At 37.6% G+C, this 21,274-nt stretch carries 16 protein-coding genes; 2 read left to right on the top strand and 14 right to left on the bottom strand.

Features of this window, described 5'->3' with window-relative positions:
- Positions 1-99 precede the first annotated feature (99 nt).
- The gene (locus tag J1905_RS12670) at positions 100-2,508 is read right to left on the bottom strand and encodes a TonB-dependent receptor (RefSeq protein WP_214227626.1); all 2,409 of its coding nucleotides are present in this window, start codon (positions 2,506-2,508) and stop codon (positions 100-102) included.
- Positions 2,509-2,564: 56 nt separating this feature from the next.
- A complete protein-coding gene (locus J1905_RS12675) occupies positions 2,565-3,728 on the bottom strand; it encodes an oxygenase MpaB family protein (protein ID WP_214227628.1) in 1,164 nt (387 codons plus the stop codon).
- Positions 3,729-3,920: 192 nt separating this feature from the next.
- Between J1905_RS12675 and J1905_RS12680 the strand changes: the two genes are divergently transcribed.
- Positions 3,921-4,421 carry a BON domain-containing protein gene (locus tag J1905_RS12680; protein ID WP_214227630.1) on the top strand — a complete coding sequence of 167 codons (501 nt, stop codon included), beginning with the start codon at positions 3,921-3,923 and terminating at the stop codon, positions 4,419-4,421.
- 18 nt (positions 4,422-4,439) lie between these two features.
- Positions 4,440-4,859, top strand: a complete 420-nt coding sequence (locus J1905_RS12685; RefSeq protein ID WP_214227631.1) for an SH3 domain-containing protein — start codon at positions 4,440-4,442, stop codon at positions 4,857-4,859.
- A 50-nt stretch (positions 4,860-4,909) separates the two neighbouring features.
- On the opposite strand, the gene J1905_RS12690 is transcribed toward J1905_RS12685, so the two are convergent.
- From J1905_RS12690 to J1905_RS12745, 12 genes are all read right to left on the bottom strand, one after another.
- Positions 4,910-6,025: a hypothetical protein gene (locus J1905_RS12690; protein ID WP_214227632.1), complete on the bottom strand. Its 1,116-nt coding sequence runs from the start codon at positions 6,023-6,025 to the stop codon at positions 4,910-4,912.
- A 228-nt stretch (positions 6,026-6,253) separates the two neighbouring features.
- A complete protein-coding gene (dapB, locus tag J1905_RS12695; protein WP_214227633.1) occupies positions 6,254-7,009 on the bottom strand; it encodes a 4-hydroxy-tetrahydrodipicolinate reductase in 756 nt (251 codons plus the stop codon).
- 14 nt (positions 7,010-7,023) lie between these two features.
- Complete coding sequence (locus tag J1905_RS12700; RefSeq protein ID WP_214227634.1) at positions 7,024-7,392, bottom strand: RNA recognition motif domain-containing protein; 369 nt, start codon at positions 7,390-7,392, stop codon at positions 7,024-7,026.
- A 101-nt stretch (positions 7,393-7,493) separates the two neighbouring features.
- Positions 7,494-8,366, bottom strand: a complete 873-nt coding sequence (locus J1905_RS12705) for a pirin family protein (RefSeq protein WP_214227635.1) — start codon at positions 8,364-8,366, stop codon at positions 7,494-7,496.
- Positions 8,367-8,517: 151 nt separating this feature from the next.
- Positions 8,518-9,642 (bottom strand): PQQ-dependent sugar dehydrogenase, encoded by a 1,125-nt coding sequence (locus tag J1905_RS12710; protein ID WP_214227636.1) that lies wholly within the window; start codon positions 9,640-9,642, stop codon positions 8,518-8,520.
- A 93-nt stretch (positions 9,643-9,735) separates the two neighbouring features.
- A complete protein-coding gene (locus J1905_RS12715; RefSeq protein ID WP_214227638.1) occupies positions 9,736-12,162 on the bottom strand; it encodes a TonB-dependent receptor in 2,427 nt (808 codons plus the stop codon).
- A 132-nt stretch (positions 12,163-12,294) separates the two neighbouring features.
- Entirely contained in the window at positions 12,295-13,083 is a 789-nt protein-coding gene (locus tag J1905_RS12720; RefSeq protein ID WP_214227640.1) for a hypothetical protein, read from the bottom strand.
- A 141-nt stretch (positions 13,084-13,224) separates the two neighbouring features.
- Positions 13,225-14,733, bottom strand: coding sequence for a RagB/SusD family nutrient uptake outer membrane protein (locus tag J1905_RS12725; protein WP_214227642.1), 1,509 nt, complete (start codon positions 14,731-14,733; stop codon positions 13,225-13,227).
- A gap of 11 nt (positions 14,734-14,744) precedes the next feature.
- On the bottom strand, positions 14,745-17,813 hold the full coding sequence (locus J1905_RS12730) for a SusC/RagA family TonB-linked outer membrane protein (protein WP_214227643.1): 3,069 nt from the start codon (positions 17,811-17,813) through the stop codon (positions 14,745-14,747).
- 247 nt (positions 17,814-18,060) lie between these two features.
- On the bottom strand, positions 18,061-18,225 hold the full coding sequence (locus J1905_RS12735; protein WP_214227644.1) for a hypothetical protein: 165 nt from the start codon (positions 18,223-18,225) through the stop codon (positions 18,061-18,063).
- A gap of 132 nt (positions 18,226-18,357) precedes the next feature.
- Positions 18,358-19,797, bottom strand: a complete 1,440-nt coding sequence (locus tag J1905_RS12740; RefSeq protein ID WP_214227645.1) for an ATP-binding protein — start codon at positions 19,795-19,797, stop codon at positions 18,358-18,360.
- A gap of 65 nt (positions 19,798-19,862) precedes the next feature.
- On the bottom strand, positions 19,863-21,260 hold the full coding sequence (locus J1905_RS12745) for an eCIS core domain-containing protein (protein WP_214227647.1): 1,398 nt from the start codon (positions 21,258-21,260) through the stop codon (positions 19,863-19,865).
- Between the last annotated feature and the right edge of the window lie 14 nt (positions 21,261-21,274).

Raw genomic sequence — 21,274 nt, forward strand, 5'->3', positions numbered from 1 at the left:
AACGATTTTAAATTAAATTCAAGAAAATTTAAACGCTTAAACATTAAGTATTTTACTACGAAATAAACCGCTCACCACCATTACTTTACTAGCCCTATCTTAAAACTTGTAGCTATAACCAAGTCTAAAAACCTGCGTTTCAAAATAGTCTGTACTGATCAATTTAAATCCATTCCCTGCTATTTCCCTTGTAGGATTTAAGGTATTAAACAAATCTGTACCATTCAAAAACAGCTCTCCTCTCCCATTTTGGATTTGTTTCTTTGCCCCCATATCTACCGAAAACCTTGATCCAATCTTTCCCTGAGGAATAATATCAGGAGCAAAATAAATAGCTGAGACCTGCAATTCTGTCTTTTTAGGTAATTTGAATATTCCGTTTAATTTTGAATTCCACGAAGTAATACTTTCCTTTCCCATAGTATACACCGTAGGGACTGGATATTTGTTGCTTACCGTAAATTCATCGATAGTATTTTTATACAAAGTAGCGCTGGCATTAAAAGAAACCCATGAGGCAAGCTCTTGATTGTAAGTCACCTCAGTGCCGGTATTACGACTTTTACCTGCGTTTTGAAAAATGTTGTAAATAAGTGAACTTCCCGGAACTACAGTGGCAATCCTGGTAATAGTGGCATTTATCATCTTATGGTAAACAGCAGAATAAACACTTCCTTTATTCCAGGTTAATCTATAGCCCGTTTCTATATTTCTGGTAAATTGAGGTCGTAGTGTCGGATTACCAACTTTAATTACCTCAGGTTCATCATACTTTGGAAATATTCGTATGTCCACTTCATTTGGTCTATCAACCCTTTCATTATAAAACACAGAAACTTTGTTTTTCTCATTAAATTTATAAGCTAAACGAAGGTTTGGAAATGGACGCGTATAGTCATAGCCATCACTTTTATAGGTGTTATGATTAGGATTCACATCATAGTTTACCTTTACATACTCTAGCCTTAAACCTGCCTCCAACTCAAAGCTATTGTTCTCAAAAACATAGTTACCATACACTGCCGGAATAGTTTCCTTGTAATCAGCCCAACCACCGGCATTCACATCCAAAGGAGAGTTAAGCCCCGGAAAAAACTGCATATTGGTGGGTATTGTTCTTCTTCTGAATTTTACCCCACCTTCCAATCTACCATGCTTTAATGGCTTAACGTAATCAAGGTTCAGATCAGCCACATGCTCATCAGAAAGCAGCTTAAATGAGTCTTCTCCTGTAAATTCGGGCATAATGTTGGTGAAAAAATATTTCTCATCTTCCCTGTGAAAAGTGTAATTGAAACTAACATTCAGTAAATGGCCAGGTTGTTTAAATTTATGCTGGAAAAGTGCCGCCCCTGTGGCTGTATATTTAACTTCATCCTCCAAAAACTGCCACAAACGACTGCGCTCAGTAAAGTCTTCATTAAAATAGGGGATATCACCTCTGTCAAGAATCTTTTCTCTGTTGAGATAAGCCGAAACTGTAAAGGTGTTTTGATCATCTGGATTCCAGTCCATCCCCGTTTTTACAGTTGAAAATGTTGTGGTTCTGTTCCGTTTTACCTGCTGATTGATTACAGTTCCGTCACCATAAATTCTTTGGGCAAAATCATTCCTGTTTAACGTTTGGGTATACAACCAATCGGCTTGTAGAAATGTGTTTACTTTGTTTTTTCTGTAATTAAGTGACAAGGATGGATTTAATTTAGGGGTTGCCTGATATTGCGGCCTTATAGTCGGCAGGTTCTCTTTTCTAATCCATAGCGCACCAAGTCCGCTTGTTAGACCAATTTTACCGTTTAGCCCCTCCTGTCTGTTCTTTTTATAAATAATGTTAATGATACCTGCATTGCCGTTTGCGTCAAATTTAGCTGAAGGATTATTTATGATCTCTATACGCTCTATTGCTGATGAAGGGATATTATCTAACCCACTCTGACTACCAAATCCGGTAATAGCATTCTGTTTTCCATCAATTAGGACAGCTACTTTATTGTTACCGCGAAGCTGAACTTTACCATCCTGAATGGTAACTCCCGGCAGATTTTGCATAGCCTGTAATATCGAACCTCCTGTTTGAGTGGCATTATTGGCCAATGTAAAAGTTTTCTTATCCATTTTATCGGAAACCCCATCTTTGGCAGTAGTGCCAACAACTGTGATTTCGTTCAACATCTTGCTATCTTCCTGAAGTTCAAAATGTCCCAAATCCAAAAATGCGCTCAATGTCCCTATACTAAACGGTTGCTTTATCGTTTTAAACCCGAGCATTGAAATTTCTATAATGTAATTACCGTTTTTTACATTGGCTAATGTAAACCTGCCCTCATCGTTGGTTATCGTCCCGACAACGAAACTACTGTCAATTGGTATTTTTAGTACAATGTTTGTGTAAGGCAGAGCACCTTTTTTAATGTCTCTCACTATTCCGGAAACGGTAACAGTGGAATTACTTTGCGCAGCAACAAATAGTGGCAGCATTAAAAGAAGAATGGAAATAAGTCTGTGCATAAGAATCGTTTTGCACTAAAGTTACCGACCAAATTGGGAGAAAATTTGAAGATGAACTAACTATCTGCCTTTAAGTATTCCTGCGAGATTTTAGTTTGAAAAATATCCCCCATAGTTACAGCCCGCTGATAGTTTTTACTACTCATCCCGATTATTTTTTGTAGAATTTGATTGCGAAATTTCCTAAACCTTGGAAAAAGGTAGTACATTCTTATTTTAGAAATATGAAGTCTGTTGCATGTTTCTTCATCTATTAAAAACCTGACATAACAAGAATGCAGGTACTTAAGGAAATTCTTTTGATAAGCCTTTTTAAAAATATTTGATGCAAAAGCTTCATTTTCCAAAGCCTGAGCCAGCATTACCGAATCCTCATCTGCAGAGACCTGCCCATCAGTCCATAAATAAAATAATTCAGTTGCTTCTTTTTTGTTATTAGGCAAGTGTTTTTCAGGAATCCCAAGCAAATGACCAACATATTTCCAGAGGTGAAAAACCCCCAGCTCTTCCTTTTCAGAAATATGCATGCCCAGTTTGTGCAAACCATGAAGATAAAACAAACTGAACCCGATATTGGTAGCAACCATATCGCCGAAATTAATGGGCTCACCCCATTTTTCATGATCCCAGTCTGCATATTTCTCCTTTATCATCAACCGAGAAAAGGAGTGCATCATTCTTGTACGGGCAATATATTGATATCCTAGTGCATTAATTCCCAAAGCGTTATTGCGTGTGACATGAATCCAAAAATCAAGTGTATCGGTGATTCTTTTTGCAGGACCTTTCTTAAGTGCTCCAGTATAAATAAGCGCCTTGTTTAAATATGCGTAATCATATCCACTCATCAGGCTATAATCCCTTAAAGAAATAAGCGCATTGGTACCACTCCTCATACATAAATTACAGCCCATCTGTATTAGGTCATCATCTACCCAGGCTGGCTTTTGTTGCATGGCTAAAAACATACTTTTTATGTTTTCTGGTAAATCGTCATTTTCAGAGATTATAGTTTTTGATAACTGAGTAACATAAGCGTATGCTTCTCCAAAATTTCTGCCTTTAAATATCTCCTGAACAGCTTCATCTCCCGGTACATCATATTCTTTGGCTAACAGTGTAAAAACATTAGGGTTATCCAAACTAATCTGAGCTCCAGACCACTCTACTAACTGATTTCCGCTTCCTTCCTCCCAAAATCTTTTTAAGTATAAATCCATAGACGTACAGATGATTAGTTTAGCCAATATACCTTAAAACTGTATATAATATTTCTCATTTATTCATTTAATTATCCATGTAAAAACAATTTGTTCCCATCATTGTTCTCTTAGAAATTTTGGTATGCTATTGTTCTTTTAATAAAGCAATTAGACATACCTCTTAAACTTAAAACCAAAATAAAAAACCGTATGAAAAATCTGACAATGAAAACAACTGCATTTTTGGTTGCCCTCGTTATGATGGCAGCTGCATTTACTGGTTGCAAAAGTGAACCCAAAGATGATGCTGTTAAAGCTGCCGTCGAGACTGCACTGTTAGCAAATCCGCATATTGCTGGTGCTTCGGTCATGGTAGAAAAAGGAGTAGCAACGTTATCTGGGCAAGTTCCTGATGATGCAACCAAAGCCGACATTGATAAAACTGTTGCAGCCATTCCAGGCGTTAAATCTATAGTAAATAACATTGCAGTTGTTGCCGATACACCAAGTGTTGCGGTAGCTGCTACAGACATGCTTAGCAATGCGGTTAAAGATGCTACTAAGGACTTTCCCACCGTAACTGCAACTGTTAATGATGGTGTGATTACCTTAAAAGGTGAAATTCAAAAAACAAATCTCCAAAAGTTGATGATGGCTTTGAATGCACTAAAACCTAAAAAAATCGACAATTCTCAACTGGTTATTAAATAGTTAAAGAAGAAACACAACATGGCTTTACAAGAAAAATATAAAGAATTAATAGATACTGCTACTGCACAAGGAGTAAACAACCTAAATGTACGTGAACAGGACGGTATACTATACATTGATGGCGACGCCGGTGGTTCTGTTAAACAACAACTCTGGGATACTTACGAACGCCTTGACCCTAACTATTCCTCGGGCGATTTGGTAATGAATATCAATAGCATAGCCGGTGTTACCGAAGGTTCTAAATTAAAGGTAACCACCAACAGCTCTAATTTGAATATCCGCAGTGGGCCAAGCACTGATGCTGATATTGTAGGCAAAGCTGCCAGGCATGAAGTAGTTACATTGGTAAGCAAAGCAAACGACCAATGGTGGGAAATTAAAACCGATGATGGAGAGGCAGGATATTCTTATACTCAGTATCTTACCCCTCTATAACTAAACTCTTTATTTAGAATAAGCAATACCGTTAATGGAACTAAGTTCCATTAACGGTAAATATCTCTCATCTTAAAGTTAAACCGAGTCATGATCTGGCGCGTAAGCTCACGATACAAATCATTATAATCCGGTCTGTTATTATAACTACCACGAACAATATCCCAATCCTTTGCACTCAATGCTCTCGAATCACCGGTATATTTACCAGTAATACTCTGCCAGGTGTATTCTGCAGGAATCCTGTCGGACGCAATCAGTTTTCTTGATTCCGCATCCGTAATTCTATAGTACATACTCGCTCTCGAGTTGATGATTCTTCTTACGGCATTTATAGTGGCTGTAACAGTAATTGTACTTACGCTACCATTCACTTTGTCGCTTTTAACAGGAATCTTTTTAGATACACGGTATGAGTAATTGTTTGTAGCAAGATTACTGAACCAGATGTCATTCATAGAAATCTCCAGGTACTGATCAATTCTTCGGCCCTGCCCTTCGCTTCCACTGTAAAATTCATAATAATTGGAGTTACCTATTGAATTAAGATTCCATAGAATATCTCTTTCAAAAAAGGCTCCGTCAATTGAATAATAACCAAAACGCTGATCTAACTTTGTAACTAACACATTGGTTACGGCCGCTTCTTCAGCTTCCTGCTTCTTCTCTATTACATCTTTATAACCAGGCACATAATTGTCTGCAAGTTTTAAATTGTTATATGCCTTACGGGCACTTACCCTATCGTTACGGTTTAATAGTGCAACTCCCCAACTGTAGTGTGCTTCGGCAGCATTTAAAGCCGCCTGATTTAATTGACGGTCGTAATTTTGTGGACTAAAACCATTTATTTTTACATCTGCATTAGCAAAAGCATCATACATATTTTGCAAAGACAAATATCCATTATAAATCTCGGCAAGCTGTTCTGATTTTTTACCCCGGCCACCTTTTGCTAACAGGATATCTTGTTCAAATTTAGCTGAGGCTTCTTTATAGGCATCCGGCAGAATTTTTAACGCATGAGCATTTGATGAATTCTTTTTAAGATCACCAATTGCAGCGTAATAGGCTTTGTCATACTCTCCCTTTTCGTACAATTTCTGGGTAGAAACACAAGATAAAAGAAACAACAAGAGCAAACTCAATTTAGATAAGTTTTTCATAGGGACGCGAATTTATCAATACTCAATTTACGAGAATTCTTTCGAAAATTTGGAAACTTTTTGGGTTCTGCCGCTGGCACACTAATAAATCGTACTTCGTTCGTACCTCGTTCGACCAGGGGCGAACGAGGTCCCTATTAGGTACGAGCAAAAGTGCCATTTGATACGACATACTTATTCGCCGCAACATTAAACTGAAACGAATTTGATTAAACTGTTGGGAGCGGCTTACGCCATATCGAAATTAAACATATCCTTTTCCGAATAGAATCCCTTTTTACCTTGTACCCACTCTGCGGCTAGTACAGTACCAAGGGCAAAACCATCTCGGTTAAGCGCTGTATGTTTAAATTCTATACAATCGACCTCGCTGGTATATTGTATAGTGTGAGTTCCCGGCACATCTTCTATGCGTTTAGATGCGATCAGTAACTGATTGTTTTGCATTACTTTATCCGAAGTTTCTGTTTGCTCAACATTCAAGGTATTTACCCATTCTTGCTTGTTGTTCAATCCTTCAATAATTCCTTCGGCAATAGTTATTGCCGTACCACTTGGCGAATCCATCTTGCGCGTATGGTGAATTTCCTCAGTATGCACTTCGTAATTCGGGTAGTTATTCATCAGTTTGGCTAACAGCCTATTCGCATGAAAGAACACATTTACCCCAATACTGAAGTTAGAAGCGTACAGCAATGTATTGCCGGTTTCCTTACATTGGTTTTCAATTGCCTGTAGGTATTCGTACCATCCGGTAGTTCCAACAATAATAGGCACCTTAGCCTTAAAACATTCCTGAATGTGGTGTAATACTACATCAGGTGTACTGAATTCTATCACTACATCGGCTTTTTTAAGTGCCTCCGTAGTTAATTCATTCTGATTACTGCTGCCAATCTTCAGAATGATCTCATGGTTACGGTCTTCTGCAACTTTCTCAATAATACGGCCCATTTTACCGTAGCCTAATATTGCAATTTTCATTTCAGGATATGGCTCTATTTATCAGATACCAGTTTACGAGGGCGTTTGCTTTTAAACGGCTGCTCATTAGCACGTGGCGCACTGTTTCCTTCTTCAGACTGGAATCTATTGCCTTTAAAAGTTCTAGGTTTTTCGGCTCTGTCTTCATCTGCTTTTTTTACAGTGATTTTTCTGCCTTTTATAACCTTTCCATTTAGTGCAGCGATAGCCCTCTCCGCTCCTGCCTCATCTACCATTTCAATAAACCCAAAGCCTTTATGCTTGTGTGTAAATTTATCGGTAATCAATTCAATACTATGAACCAACCCCTGGATGCTGAACATTTCTATCAGTTCAGAATCTTGAATATCCAGTGGATAGCCCACCACAAATAACTTAACCATTAATTTTATTTAAGGCTTCAAATTTACGTTTAATAATTCAATAAAGAAACCCCTAGGATTAGGGGTTTCTTTATTATAAAATACGAAAGGGTGGTAATTTATTAATCTTCTAACACACCGAATTTACCCATATTAAAATCAGTAATTGCCTGATGGATTTCTTCTTCTGTATTCATTACAAAAGGTCCGTAGCTTGCAATTGGCTCATTAAGCGACTCACCACTTAACAATAAAATCACGCTTTTCTGATTTGCTTTAATATGTATTTCCTCGCCTTCATTTGCAAACAACACAAAATTGTGTTCTGTTGCTATCTCTCCATTCACCTCTACACTTCCGTTTACAACCAATAAAGCTGTATTGTGTCCGGCTGAGATTGAAGTGTTTATTTCAGCTCCTTCGTTCAATTTAAGGTCTATTAAATTTACCGGACTATATGTTTCTGCAGGACCAGCCGTACCATTAAACGTTCCAGCAATCACATTTACTTCACCAGCACCACCAGGTAATTCAATTTTACCCATTCCGGCAGCAGTTAACTCCTGATAATGTGGGGTTACTGATTTATGCTTTTTAGGTAAGTTTACCCATAATTGCACCATTTCAAAAGGTCCTCCTTTTTTAGAGAATGCTTCTTCGTGGTATTCTTTGTGCAAAATCCCATCACCAGCTGTCATCCATTGTACATCGCCAGAATTAATTATACCATGGCTACCGGTACTGTCATGATGCGCTACTGAACCTTTGTAAGCAATGGTTACAGTTTCGAAACCTTTATGTGGGTGAACTCCAACACCGCGAAGATGATTTGAAGGACCGAAATCATATTCAGGATTAAAGTCCAATAGTAAAAACGGACTTATTCTCTCCTGAGGAATACCTGCTCCGGGAATGTAATTAAACACTCTAAATCCGTCGCCAACCATATGTGGTTTACCAGAATTTGTCACAATTTTTTCAATTAACTTTTTCATGTTTTTTCTCCTTTTTGGTAATATTAAAACAACCTTTCTTGTTTCATTTAAGCTTGTTAAACTTGACAATAGTTAGTTGTTTTAATTATTGTATCACAAAGGTATTCATGTTTTACCACCCAGATATTGATGTAGGATAAGAAGTGCTATCTTATTTTTTTGGAACCAGCTTTAATAATGTACCCGGGCCTTCAGTAATTGCATAAATAAAACCATCAGGACTTTCAGCAACGTATCTGAAACGTCCTTTACCTTGTAGCATTCTATCTTCTGATACATAGTTAGTACCATCAAGTACCACTCTGTTTAGGTGAGTAAAAGCTAGTGCACCTATCAACAAATTGCCTTTCCACTCAGGATATTTACTGCTCGTGACGATAGTCATACCGCATGGGCCAATTGATGGAACCCAATAATGCTTAGGATTTTCTATCCCAGGAAGTTCTTTATTTGGGGTTAATACTGTGCCATCATAATTAATTCCATATGAAGTTTTTGGCCAGCCATAGTTTTTGCCTTTTTCAATGAGGTTAAGTTCATCTCCCCCTTTAGGGCCGTGCTCAACTTCCCAAATGCGGTTAGTAATTGCATCATAAACCATACCTTGTTGGTTGCGGTGACCATATGTCCAGATAGAACCGTGAGCATCACCTTGTCCAACAAAAGGGTTATCGGTAGGTACACGACCATCATCAAATAACCTGTGTACTTTACCATGATCGTTATTCAATTCAAGAACTTTCGGTTGGGTACCTCTTTCTCCAACACTTACAAACAGGTATTTATCTTTATCAAATACAACTCTGCTACCGAAGTGAAAATCAGCTTTCAAAGCTGGTTTAGCTTCAAATATATCTTCTTTATCTACAATCTCATTTCCCTTTAATTTAAAGCGCACTACTGCGGTTGAAGCAAGATCACCTACCGGCTTTGAAAAAGTGATATAGATCCAACCGTTCTTTTTATAATCAGGGTGCAATTTAATATCCATAAGACCACCTTGCCCATTGCTAAATACAGCCGGAACTCCGGTAAGCTTAACACCTGTATACTTATCGTTTTTGAAAACTAAAATTTCACCACTGCGCTCTGTTACTAACAAGCGACCATCTGGCAACCATGCCATTCCCCATGGATTTTTCAATCCATCATAGATTTTCACCGGTGTTATTTTAGCATCTCCAGGGCTGGAAGCGCTTTTATTGCCCCCTTGAGCTAAAGCTGAAAAGCCTATAAAACCAGATAAGAGTAGTAAAAGAAGATTCTTTTTTTTCATAACAAATTTCATGTGTTTAGATTTCAAATTACGTGTACAACGAAAGCTAAATATACATAAAAGTTGTTTACGCTAAAGATTAGAGACTAATGACTAAAATTTATAGGCAAAACTCGCAGCAAAATTCGCTGGTTTTTGAGGATTGACAGACCAATAACCAATGTAATACTCTTGATTAGTTAAATTGTTCATATTAAAAGTAAACCTGTACTTGTTCGAATAGTAAAACAGACTTGCATTAAGCAATGTATAGCTAGGAAGGTAAAAATCGCCCGTTACACTATTGTCAATTACTTTATATTGACCCGCATAATTTCCTCCTATTCCAAAACCAAAATCCTTTAATTTCCCAACTGCAAATTTATAAGCTGCCCATAGGTTAGCAAGATTCTGCGGACCTTGTCCACCCGGACTTCTACCCACCTCATTATAAAAATCTGTAGGGTTTCCTTTATTACCTTCGAGCACTTGAATTTTAGTATGACTAACTCCTGCGATCAAATTTAAGCCTGGAAAGGGATTGGCATTCAAATCTATCTCAAAGCCTTTACTTCCTGTCTTTCCTCCTTGTACCGCAGTGATTTCAGTATAATAAACCCTGTTGGCTACCTTAATATCATAAATAGAAACCGTTGCAAATAGTTTATCTGAGAACAAATTAGTTTTAACTCCAAACTCCCATTGGTTGGCATGCTCCGGTTTAAATGATTTCACTCCCAAACTAACTTTACTACCATCAAATACTTCCTGAGGTGCAACATTAAAAAACGCATTCATATAATTTGCAAAAAGAGACACTTTATCTAAAATCGGCTGATAAACTAAACCGAATTTAGGAGACATTACCAGCTGATGGTAATCATCCTTAAGATCGCTAATGGCACCTTTTGAATCAAAATAATCTAACCTTAAGCTGGCCATTGCCATCAATCCTGAGGTCAAATTAATTACGTTAGAAGCATAAGCACTGTAAGAACTGTTCTTAATATTAGCACTGCTACCACCTGCTCCAGCTATTGCATTATCAACCAAAGCCTGACTTAAAAACAAAGGGTCAATCGCTTTTCCGTCCTTATCAACCGTTACTTCACTATTTTGAGGAGTTACTTGTCTAACCATTGCCCAACCAGACCCATGACTAATTACATTGCGACTAAAATAATCCAGGCCAACTAAAACACGATTCCTAAGTCCTCCAATTTTAAAATCTCCATTAAAATTCTGTTGGATATTTGTTGTATTTGTAGTTTGTTGCTCTTTATGAAACCACTGATCGAAATAATTATCTCTATTTGCGCCCTCAAATGCATCGTCCCAAATGTAAGTATAATAGCCATCAGATTTTACATTCCCTCTTGAAATTACAGTTTGCGAAGTCCATTGATCTGACAACTTATATAACATCTGCGCTTGCAGGTTATATCTTGGATTTTTTATCGTTAAATCGTTACTTGTAAAGGAAAGTTTTCTATTCAAATTTAATTCCTTTAAGTTCTTAAAAATGAGCGGTTCATCACGGTTAGAGTTAAAAAATACTGGAGGTACAGCCCTTTCTTCTTCAAGTATTTCAGTCATCATATGAAAAGATAAACGATCATTTACCTCATAAGATAAGGAAGGAGCTATGTAAAATGACTTTTTAAACCCTGCATCCTGAAAGCTATTTTCGGAATGATAGGCAGTATTAACTCGCATTGCAATCTTTTCCGTTTTGCTTAACGGCGTATTGATATCGGCAGTTATCCTGTTCAGGCCAAAACTTCCTAGATTATAAACTATTTCGCCACCAAAAGTATCATATGGCTTTTTTGTAATGGTGTTGATTATACCACCGTAGCCATAGAAGCTACTGCCAAACAAAGTTCCTGAAGGACCTTTCATTACCTGAATTTCTTCAACACCCGCAGGATCTAGGTTGCCACTAGTTAGGCCGGGTAATCCATTAATTAAACTCGGTTGCGCTTCAAAACCCCGCAAGGCAAAATAAGAGGCCCCATCACCTGCCCTACCTGTAGATTCCCATGTTCTCGATATTCCTGGTACATTTCTTAAAGCATCGTCGTAATTGGTAATACCTTGTTGTTTTAAGATCTCTAAAGGAACAGAGCTGTATACCTGTGAATTTTCCAGATTCTTTAAAGGCATTTTGGCCACTGCAGAAGTTAACTTATTTGAATTTCGTGAGGATATGATAACTTCCTGCAACTGGTCTGAGTTTTCTTTTAACACGAAATCAGCTGATGTGGTTTCGCCTGATTTCACTTCAACAGTTTGCTCCTGCTTTTCGAGGCCAATGAAGGTTGCCACCAACGTATAACTTCCGATTTTTATGTTCTTGAGCACATAACTTCCTTTTTTATCAGTTAAGGCTGTTTTTCCGGTTCCTTTAATGTTAATAGTTACAAAGTCGGCTGGTTTTCCATCAGATGTTTGTACCGAACCGCTAATATTTCCTGTTTGCGCAAATGAATTTATAGCGAATAAGAATAAAAGAACACAAGTAGTAATGCTTTTTATCATAGTTTGTTGATTTTAATTTCGACAAACCTACTATTTATATTAATTCTAAACAATACTATTTAAAATTAATCTAAATAAATTAAAGATACCTAAAGCTATGACTCTTAATAAGATGAGAACTAACCCATCTTATTAATGAAGCTCCATTTTAAAACATTGCCCTTCAGAAATGGTTACAGAAGTTGGCCCCCACTTGTACTTACTACATGATGCAGTAAACGTATAATTTCCTGCAGGCAAACTAAAGTTTGCAGCACCACTGGTACCACAAGCTGGTGAAGCATTAAAATACTTATTGATCACTCCCGACTGATTATTAATAGTTACAGATATACTTCCACACCCAAGATCTGTCTTTGTCCAGAAAATTATGCTTCCTTTGCCTCCGGTACTGCCACCCCCACCGCCAGATACTGTAGCGCATTTACCGACAGATTTTAAATCAAAGCCGTACCATTGTTTAGTGGATTGCTTAAAGCTTAATAGTGCAATTTGAGGATCAATTGACCCCTCAAGACTTTCATGGGCAATGTAAATAGTTCCTACGTTTGAAAGCAAGAGATCTCCGTTACTTTTCACCATAGCCCCCCATTTGATTCGTTGAGTAGAACCGGGGGAAAGTCCGCTAGGCTTGTAAGTAATCAAACCTGTTCCATCTGAATTGTATTTTACGCAAAAATCAAAATCATCAGAATCCCAACACCCAATAAGCTCAGGTATTTTGGTAGTTGCAACTGTTGATTTTCCTGAAGTGGATATGCATTGGAAAGGCATTGATAAAGATTCCCCACAGGTTAATACTTTATCCTCTTCCGAGTTGGCAGCATCATTTTTTTCACATCCGCCTATTAAGAGTAAAACCAAAAATAGAAAGACAAGATTACGTTTAATGCTAAGAGTATTAATGATAAGATTTTTCATTACTGAGCGAGTTAAGATTTGACTAAACCAAAGGTAGATTAGCCCTCAAGCCAAATCAATACCCATTTCTGGGTATTTTAAATAAATAAGGCGAATGGAAAACACCATTCGCCTTATTTATTAATTTAGCAACCTATTAAGTTAAAAACCGGTATTATTTGGTAACAAATTAGGATTAACATTAATTTCTTGTCTAGGCACTGGGAATAACAATTGTTTTTCGGAGAATGTAGCCCCAAAAACAGTTTTGTGACCAACAAAATTATCCCAATTTCCAGTTACATCATTATGCACCTTTCTTGTTCTGATCATATCAAACCACATTTTGTTTTCAAAACAAAGTTCGAAATTGCGCTGTAGCCATACCTCTTCCTCAAATTCAGTTTGAGATAAAGCACCTATAGGACCAAGTTTTGCTCTGCCTCTAATGGCATTTACATACCCAATGGCTTTAGAATTTGGAGCTCCCTCAGCTCTATTAGAAGCTTCGGCGTACATTAATTGTACATCTGGCAAGCGATACAATGTAAAGTTAAGGTCGGATTTCACAGTGCTGGCAACTGCTACAGAATCAAACCACTTATAAATATAAGCCTGCCTGAAAGTAACCTTTTGTCCAGTTTTGATACTTGGATAACTCGTGTAAAAAAACTGTCTCTCTGCAGCTCTTTTATCTCCTGCAGCAAACGATGCAATAAACTGAGGTGTAGGGTAAACAGAACCATATTCATCAGAATATTTAGAAATACCCGAAAAGTTAGGAATTGTTAACGGTGTAAGTGGATTTACTGAAGGAACAGTTGCAGCATACTGTACCTGAAAAATAAACTCGCCCGTATTTTTATTAGCTGGCTTGTTCATATCCGTATATTGAGGAAACAAAGTAAAACCACCTTTTTCAACTACATCAAGGGACCTTTTAGCCGATTCCGCATAATACTGATTTCCACCATTTATTGCTGCACCGGCATAAGTTAAATATACGTCGGCCAAAATTGATTTTACAGCTCCCATAGATACCTGACCGGTGGAATTCTTCCAGTCAAGCGTCGATTTTTCAGCTTCTAGTAAGTCGGGAATAATAATACCATCGTATATTTCTTTTGCAGATGTACGTGGGAAATTCAAGTTAAGATCCTTAGGAGTTTCTGTTACTTTTGGAACTGCACCATACATGCGCACCAAATAAAAGTAATACAGCGCCCTTAAAGTATGTACTTCGGCCAACATATTTGTTTTCTCTTCATCAGTTAAACCAGGAGCATTAATTGTTGGTATTTTTTGAAGAGCCAGATTACATGCACCAATTCCGAGATAAAGTTGTCTCCACCAGGTATCAAAATAGAATGATGTAGAATTATAGGAAAGATTAGAAAAATTAACAAAACCGGTTTGGCCCAGATCACTATTTGCTTTACCTGTTACAAATTCCATTAGATTCCATGTATTACCACCATAAGATGAAGGTTGTCCTGCCAGAAGTCCCTGCAAGTTTTGGTAACCGGCGTTTGCAAATCCTCTTGCTACTTTTTCACTAGACAAGTCGGATTCCGGCGTTAGAAAATAGGTAGGCTTTTCTTCTAAAAACTTTTTGCATGAGCATGTAAGCAATATACAAGCTACCAATATTATATTTTTTATCGTTTTCATATGAGTAAATTTTAAAATGATGCCTGTAAGCCAAGATTCCATACACGTGGGCGAGGATTAGAAAAGAAATCCAAATTCTGAGAAAATGCTGAATTAGAACCATATCCAGAATTAAACGTATCTACCTCAGGATCATATCCAGTATATTTCGTTATAAGGAACAGATTCTGAACACTTGCATAAATCCTCAGGCGGCTTAGATGTAATTTACTTATTGCAGTTTGAGGCAAACTATAACCTAACATAAAGTTTTGTCCACGTATAAATGAACCATCCTCAACCCACCAGGTATCAAAATGAGAATCCTGAGCAAATCGGTAATTACGAACCTGGGAAACATAAGTGTTTTGATTTGTTGGAGTCCATGCATTTAGCACTGTTGCAAGACTATTGGAAAGCGTTTGTCGGTCTTCAACTGAGTGCTTAAAATTAGCGGCAGTATTTACACCTTGAACAAAACGGATATCAAATGCAAAATCCCAGTTTTTATATTTAAAATTACTACTGAAATTTCCTGTCCATTTTGGATAGGCACGACCAATGATACTGTAATGATTACTACCATCCTCATTATAGATATATTTTCTGTCGCCTGGTTTTAAATTGTGTTTGGCTGCTTCAGCACTTTCAGAATCACTGTAAGTTCCAAGGCGTGTCATTCCGTAAAAAGAACCGATCGGTTCACCAACTCTAATTACAAAATTATCACCGAGGAAGTTTGGTCCTGGAAAAATATCAGCGTTACCATCGTTTAGTTTCAACACTTTATTTTTATTGCTTGAGAATAGGAAAGTAGTTGACCACTCAAAATCTTCATTTCTAACATTCACAGTATTCAAACTCAACTCAATTCCTGAATTTCGTACCGAGCCCACATTTTTGTAAACGTTAGAATTTACCTGACCAGCCGACCATGGGATTGGCGCCTGAAGTAAAAGATCCTTTGTTACCCTATTGTAATAATCAAAAGTCAGATTAATGCGGTCATCAAACAAACCCATTTCCAATCCACCATCAGCTTGTATGGATCTTTCCCATTTCAAATCAGGGTTACCAATGTAACTAGGGAGCAATGTAGATTGAGCTGCACCATTTAAAACAGTTGTACTTGGTTGAATTTGTGCCAGAGAACGGCCTTGTCCAATTTCCTGATTACCTGAGGTTCCGTAACTGGCCCTTATTTTTAAATTGGAAATTGATTTGTTATCCTTTAAAAAATCTTCCTGAGAAATGCGCCATGCAGCACCTACAGATGGGAAGAAAGCGTATTTATTATTCTTTCCAAATCTTGAAGACCCATCATAACGGCCGGTTGCTGTAAACAAATACTTATCGTCTATATTATATGTTAAACGACCGTAGAAGGATGCAAGGGATGACTTATCGTCCTGAGATTCATTGGCGCTTTTAACCGAACCGGCCTGTTGATAATGCCATTGAAATATATCATCAATAAATGACTGTGTTTCAGAGCGAACTCTTTCGTATCCTGTTCTTTGAAATGAAACCCCAAGCAATGCAGTTAATTTTTGTCTGTCGTTTATCTGTTTGTTCCAGGTTAAATAATTTTCAGTTTGCCAGTAATAATTCATGAAAGAATTGATATTGGCTACTCCTCCCTGATCTTGTGATAAATGTGGTAAATTTAAAGAGGAATAGAAATTATTCTTCAATCCAGCCAAATTATAACCAAAGTCAGTTTTAAAATCCAGCTCTTTAGAAAGATGTAATACCGCATACACATTTCCGAGCGCTTGCAGCGTATTGTTAATTGTGTATCTCTCATTAGCAATATGAACTGGATTTGGAGCACCTTCTAATCCATCAATATCGAAATTTCCTGCCCATGTTCCATCCGGGTATTTAACCGGAACAATCGGCACTTCTTCTGTTACTGCACGCGGAACATTCAAACTACCATTTCCGTCAGTTACCAAACGTTGTGCACTTCTGATCAGATTTATGTTTCCACCTATTTTAAGCCAATCTTTCACGTCATTATCCATTGTCATTTTTACAGAATAACGTTTAAAGGCTGAGGTTGGAGCCAGACCGTTCTGATCCAGATAGCCTAACGACAAACTGTACACAGATTTTTCGTTACCTCCCTGTATATTCAACTGATGATTCTGTGAAAAAGCAGGTTTATAAGTTTCTTTCTCCCAATTAGTATCATAAATTGGCTTATCATTAGTATCAAAAAGCAGCGGAAAATTAGCATGATTTAAGGCTTTAGGCGGAGCCCAAACTCCCCCAGCCTGATCAAATTTTTGGCCATTTGCGAATGATTCATTGTACACTTTCACAAATTCAGCTGAATTCAGTGTAGGTAAATGTCTATACAGCTCACTTATGTTCATATTGTTTTCATATGATACTGTAGCATCGCCCTTTTTACCTCGTTTGGTGGTAATCATGATTACACCATTTGCACCTCTTGAGCCATAAATAGCCGTTGACGAAGCATCTTTTAACACTTCCAATGAAGCCACATCCAGAGGGTTAACTGTGTTTGGATCTACCCCAACCACTCCATCAATTACATACAAAGGATCTATGTTAGAGTTAATTGACCCAATACCCCTTATCCTTACCTTTGCCGCCGCACCAGGCGCAGTACTATTAATACTAACCTCCACACCAGCAACCTTACCCTGCAAAGCCTGGGATATATTTGCAACGGGCTTATCCATTAGCTGCTCGCCTTTAACGGTAACCACGGCACCTGTAAGGTCAGATTTTTTTGCAGTACCATAACCAATTACCACAACTTCCTCTAAGCCGCTTGAGGATTCCACCAATTGAATATTGATGGTTTTTCGACTGCCTACCTTAATTTCCTGTGTAGTGTAACCAGTATAAGAAAATATCAAAATATCATTTTCTCCCTTTACCTCGATGGCATAATTTCCGCTTGCATCAGCGGAAGTGGCAATTTTGGTTCCTTTTACCTGAATGCTTACGCCCGGTAAGGGAGCATTATCTTTTGCGTCACTAACTTTGCCCATAATTTTGAGCTGAGCCATCGCATGAAAGGACAGCAAAGAGAATATGACCGAATAAAATATTCTTTTCATCATAACATTAGTTTTAAAGTGTTTAGTTTGTAGAATAGCCAGGAAACCTGGAATAGTAGATTAGCTAAAACAATTTAGTTATGGGGGCAAATAAATGAAATCTACAAAGATCAACTTAGACTCAAAATGATTTAAGTAACAGCATAGCACACGCATAGTATAAAGATTTAGGTATATAAAATCATTTACCTGGCTTGAAGGCCAGGTAATACTTACTCGAGAAATGTTTTACCGTATTGACGATTGTCAGTTATTCACTTAAAGGCATTGAGCGCTTTAAGAATTCCATCGTCTTTGAGGGAATTGTTGGATTGCTATTATAAATAATTGATTTTCCTGAGAAGTTCTTTCTTAGTAGTTGAATATGTATACACAAACTCATGTCAGGCAAAATAGGGAAGATTGCTCGTTTCATAATAGGGAGTTAATATTGAACAGTTATATTTGGTTACAACACAATTAACGGATTGATTACTTCACTATAATTGTATCAACAATATAAAAAACATAATATTAAATTCCAAACATTTTAAAGATAAGCCACTTTTTAACTAAATGGTTTTCCTTCTTTAAATAACTCTTTCTTTATTCCATACAAAACATCTGTTAAATATATAGTTTTTTGAGAGGGCATCGCAATTTCACCATTTTCATGAGAAATTTGGTCTAATCCGTTATGCTCATGATATCTCTCCAGGGCTTTAATACTAGAATAATGAACTATATTAACTATGCAACCGCCTGAAATTGCGTAACTCTTTACTACTTCAGGGATATCAACAACCTCGTTTTGTCCATTACAGAATATGACATCCTGAGGAAAGGCTGACCTCCATATTTTTGCACGTTCATCGGCCTCTGGAACTGTGAATTTTAAAATAGAATTAAACCTGCGGATAAAAGCATCATCAATATTATTCTTCATATTGGTAGCCAGAATCACCATCCCATTATAATCTTCTATTCGTTGCAATAGGTAAGACACCTCCTGATTCGCATATTTATCATGGGCATCCCTAACATTCGTTCTCTTGCCAAATAAAGCATCAGCTTCGTCAAAAAACAAAATCCATCCTTTATCTTCAGCTCTGGCAAAAAGAAGCTCCAGGTTCTTTTCAGTTTCACCAATATATTTTGAAACCACCATGGACAGATCAATTTTGTAAACATCCTTTCCCACTTCTTTACCCAATAACCCTGCAGTAAAAGTTTTGCCAGTACCAGATGGGCCATAAAGTAAAGTACGATAACCTTTTCTTAAACGATCGCCCATGCCCCATTCGCCCACGAGCTGGTCGTTGTATTTTAACCAACTTTTCAGTTCATTAATCTGTTCTTTAAGCTCATCATTTATCACCAGATCATCCCAGGTAAGATCAGTATGGATAAGCTTTGCTGGAAAACTTATACTGAACCTTGGTGGAATTGTTTTTCCATAAATGAAAGTATCCAGATATTCAGGTGATAGAATAATTTTTCCACTCATTGCAGGTTCGCCATAGGCTTGATCATCTAACCACAAGACCTTGTTTTTCTCAAATAAATGATCAGCCCAAAATAATTTCTGAATTTCTAAACGTCTGTTAAAATCATCACCTCCCAATAAGAATAATGCCGTTTCCCCCGTTGGCAGGAACCCCCGAAAATCCTTACCTCTAACTCCCCCGATCCTTTGAAAATCTCCTGAGTTTTGAAGCTTAGATCCAATTACACGGTCAAATAAATCTGACTGTAAATGGGGAGTCAGGCCTATAAGTAGTAAACTGGCTTCGTCCGCACTGAGTCTATGCTTTTCTATAAAATCAGATAGGGAACCAGACCATCTGGTTAAATCTAAAACCGGTTTTGCCGTATTTTCATCTGAAGGAAACCAGACGCTTAAACGATATAGTATCAATTGTTCAAGATACCTCAGCTCTTCAGGAGCATTCTGATCCGTAAAAGTTTTAAAAATCGTAACTTCCGGAGTCGTATCATTATAGTTCATATCACTGGAGTTTAGCAATTTCTTAAAATGGAATTTTAGTTTTTCAAGCATCATGGTATCAATGATTACTTACATTTTTTTCTTTCATCCGGGTTTATAAGTTTCACCGTCAGCTCATGGATAGCAATAGTATCCTCCACTTTTGAAGGTTCGGACAATTTTTTCAATTGCTCATTTAGGACGTCCTTTCCAGTAGTTACAGATTTCATTTCTATTTTTTTGTTCGCAAACAGGAAAGAAAGCAAGGCGATTAAGCGATTTCCCAACTCGACCACTTTTTTATTCTGTTTCCCATATTTTGCAAATGTGTCCTCTAAAGCTTTTTTATTGGCATGAAAAGCTTCCTTTGCACTGGCAAAAAATTCATCCACATCCGTAGGGTGTTCTGCTTTTGCACCCGGATCCCATTCCGTGGGATCAACGATAAAATTTGCGGTTATTTGATTGTCTTTATCCTTTTGTAAATTAATATCCCTCAGCTGAAGGAAGATATCCGTCAGATTTAAGATCCAATCTTCAGTCTTTAAACTCTTGTTAATTTTAGCCTCTTTATTGTTATTCAGGTAATGAAAAACAGCATGCCCCATTTCATGGCTTACCGTACCAACGTTAGCATCTGCCGGGTCAATAACAAGCACTGGTTCTCCTTTAAAAAGCGCAAACCTCGTCGTATTGGGTGAAATTATACACGTTTTCACCTTAAATACCTCGTTAGGAATAGTCTTATTATCGGCCTCTATTCTTGCTGCAATATCCTTTACCGGAGCTATTGATTTCCGGTCAGCTTCAGCCATACCAATTAAAATCCGTATCCCACCAATTTTATATTCTTCAAAAAAATAATCTCCCCATTTACAAGGTAACTTTAGGTCTGCAGGTATTGGATCTCTCCGGATTTGTCCGCCTGTATTTTTCCCATCATTCTGCTGCACCACATGAGTAAGCTCATGAGCTAAGAGAAATTTACCCTTAACACTGCCCGGATCAAACTTACCTTCATTAAAATAAATATCATTGCCATGGGTAAATGCCTGTGCATGCAGTTTTTTATTCATGCTCACCGCTTCCCCGTCATTATGTATCCTTACATTACTGAAATCAATACCAAAAGATGTGTTCATCTCATGAAGGACCCCTTTTGGCAGCGGGCTCCCCTTTCCTGCTGAATTTTCTATCCGTGCCGTAACCTGAGGAGATACAGTACCGCCATTTCCTTCCACTTTGGCCTGTACGGCCGAAGAATTACTTTTCTCTTCATCTTTTTTTTCTTCTTCAGCGGCCTGAATTGGCTTTTCCTGAATTTCTTTATCTTTCGCCATTCGGGCATCATTAGTACCCAGCTTTTCATCCTCGGCAGGCGTAGCGAGACGCTGCACACTTTGCCGGGTAAAAAACGGCTTTGGTTTTATCTCATCATGCACATGTGCATTACGCAGACGGTATACTCTTGAATTATAAGACATAACCTTAAAAATTA

The sequence above is a fragment of the Pedobacter sp. B4-66 genome (genome assembly GCF_018492665.1).
Taxonomy (GTDB): domain Bacteria; phylum Bacteroidota; class Bacteroidia; order Sphingobacteriales; family Sphingobacteriaceae; genus Pedobacter.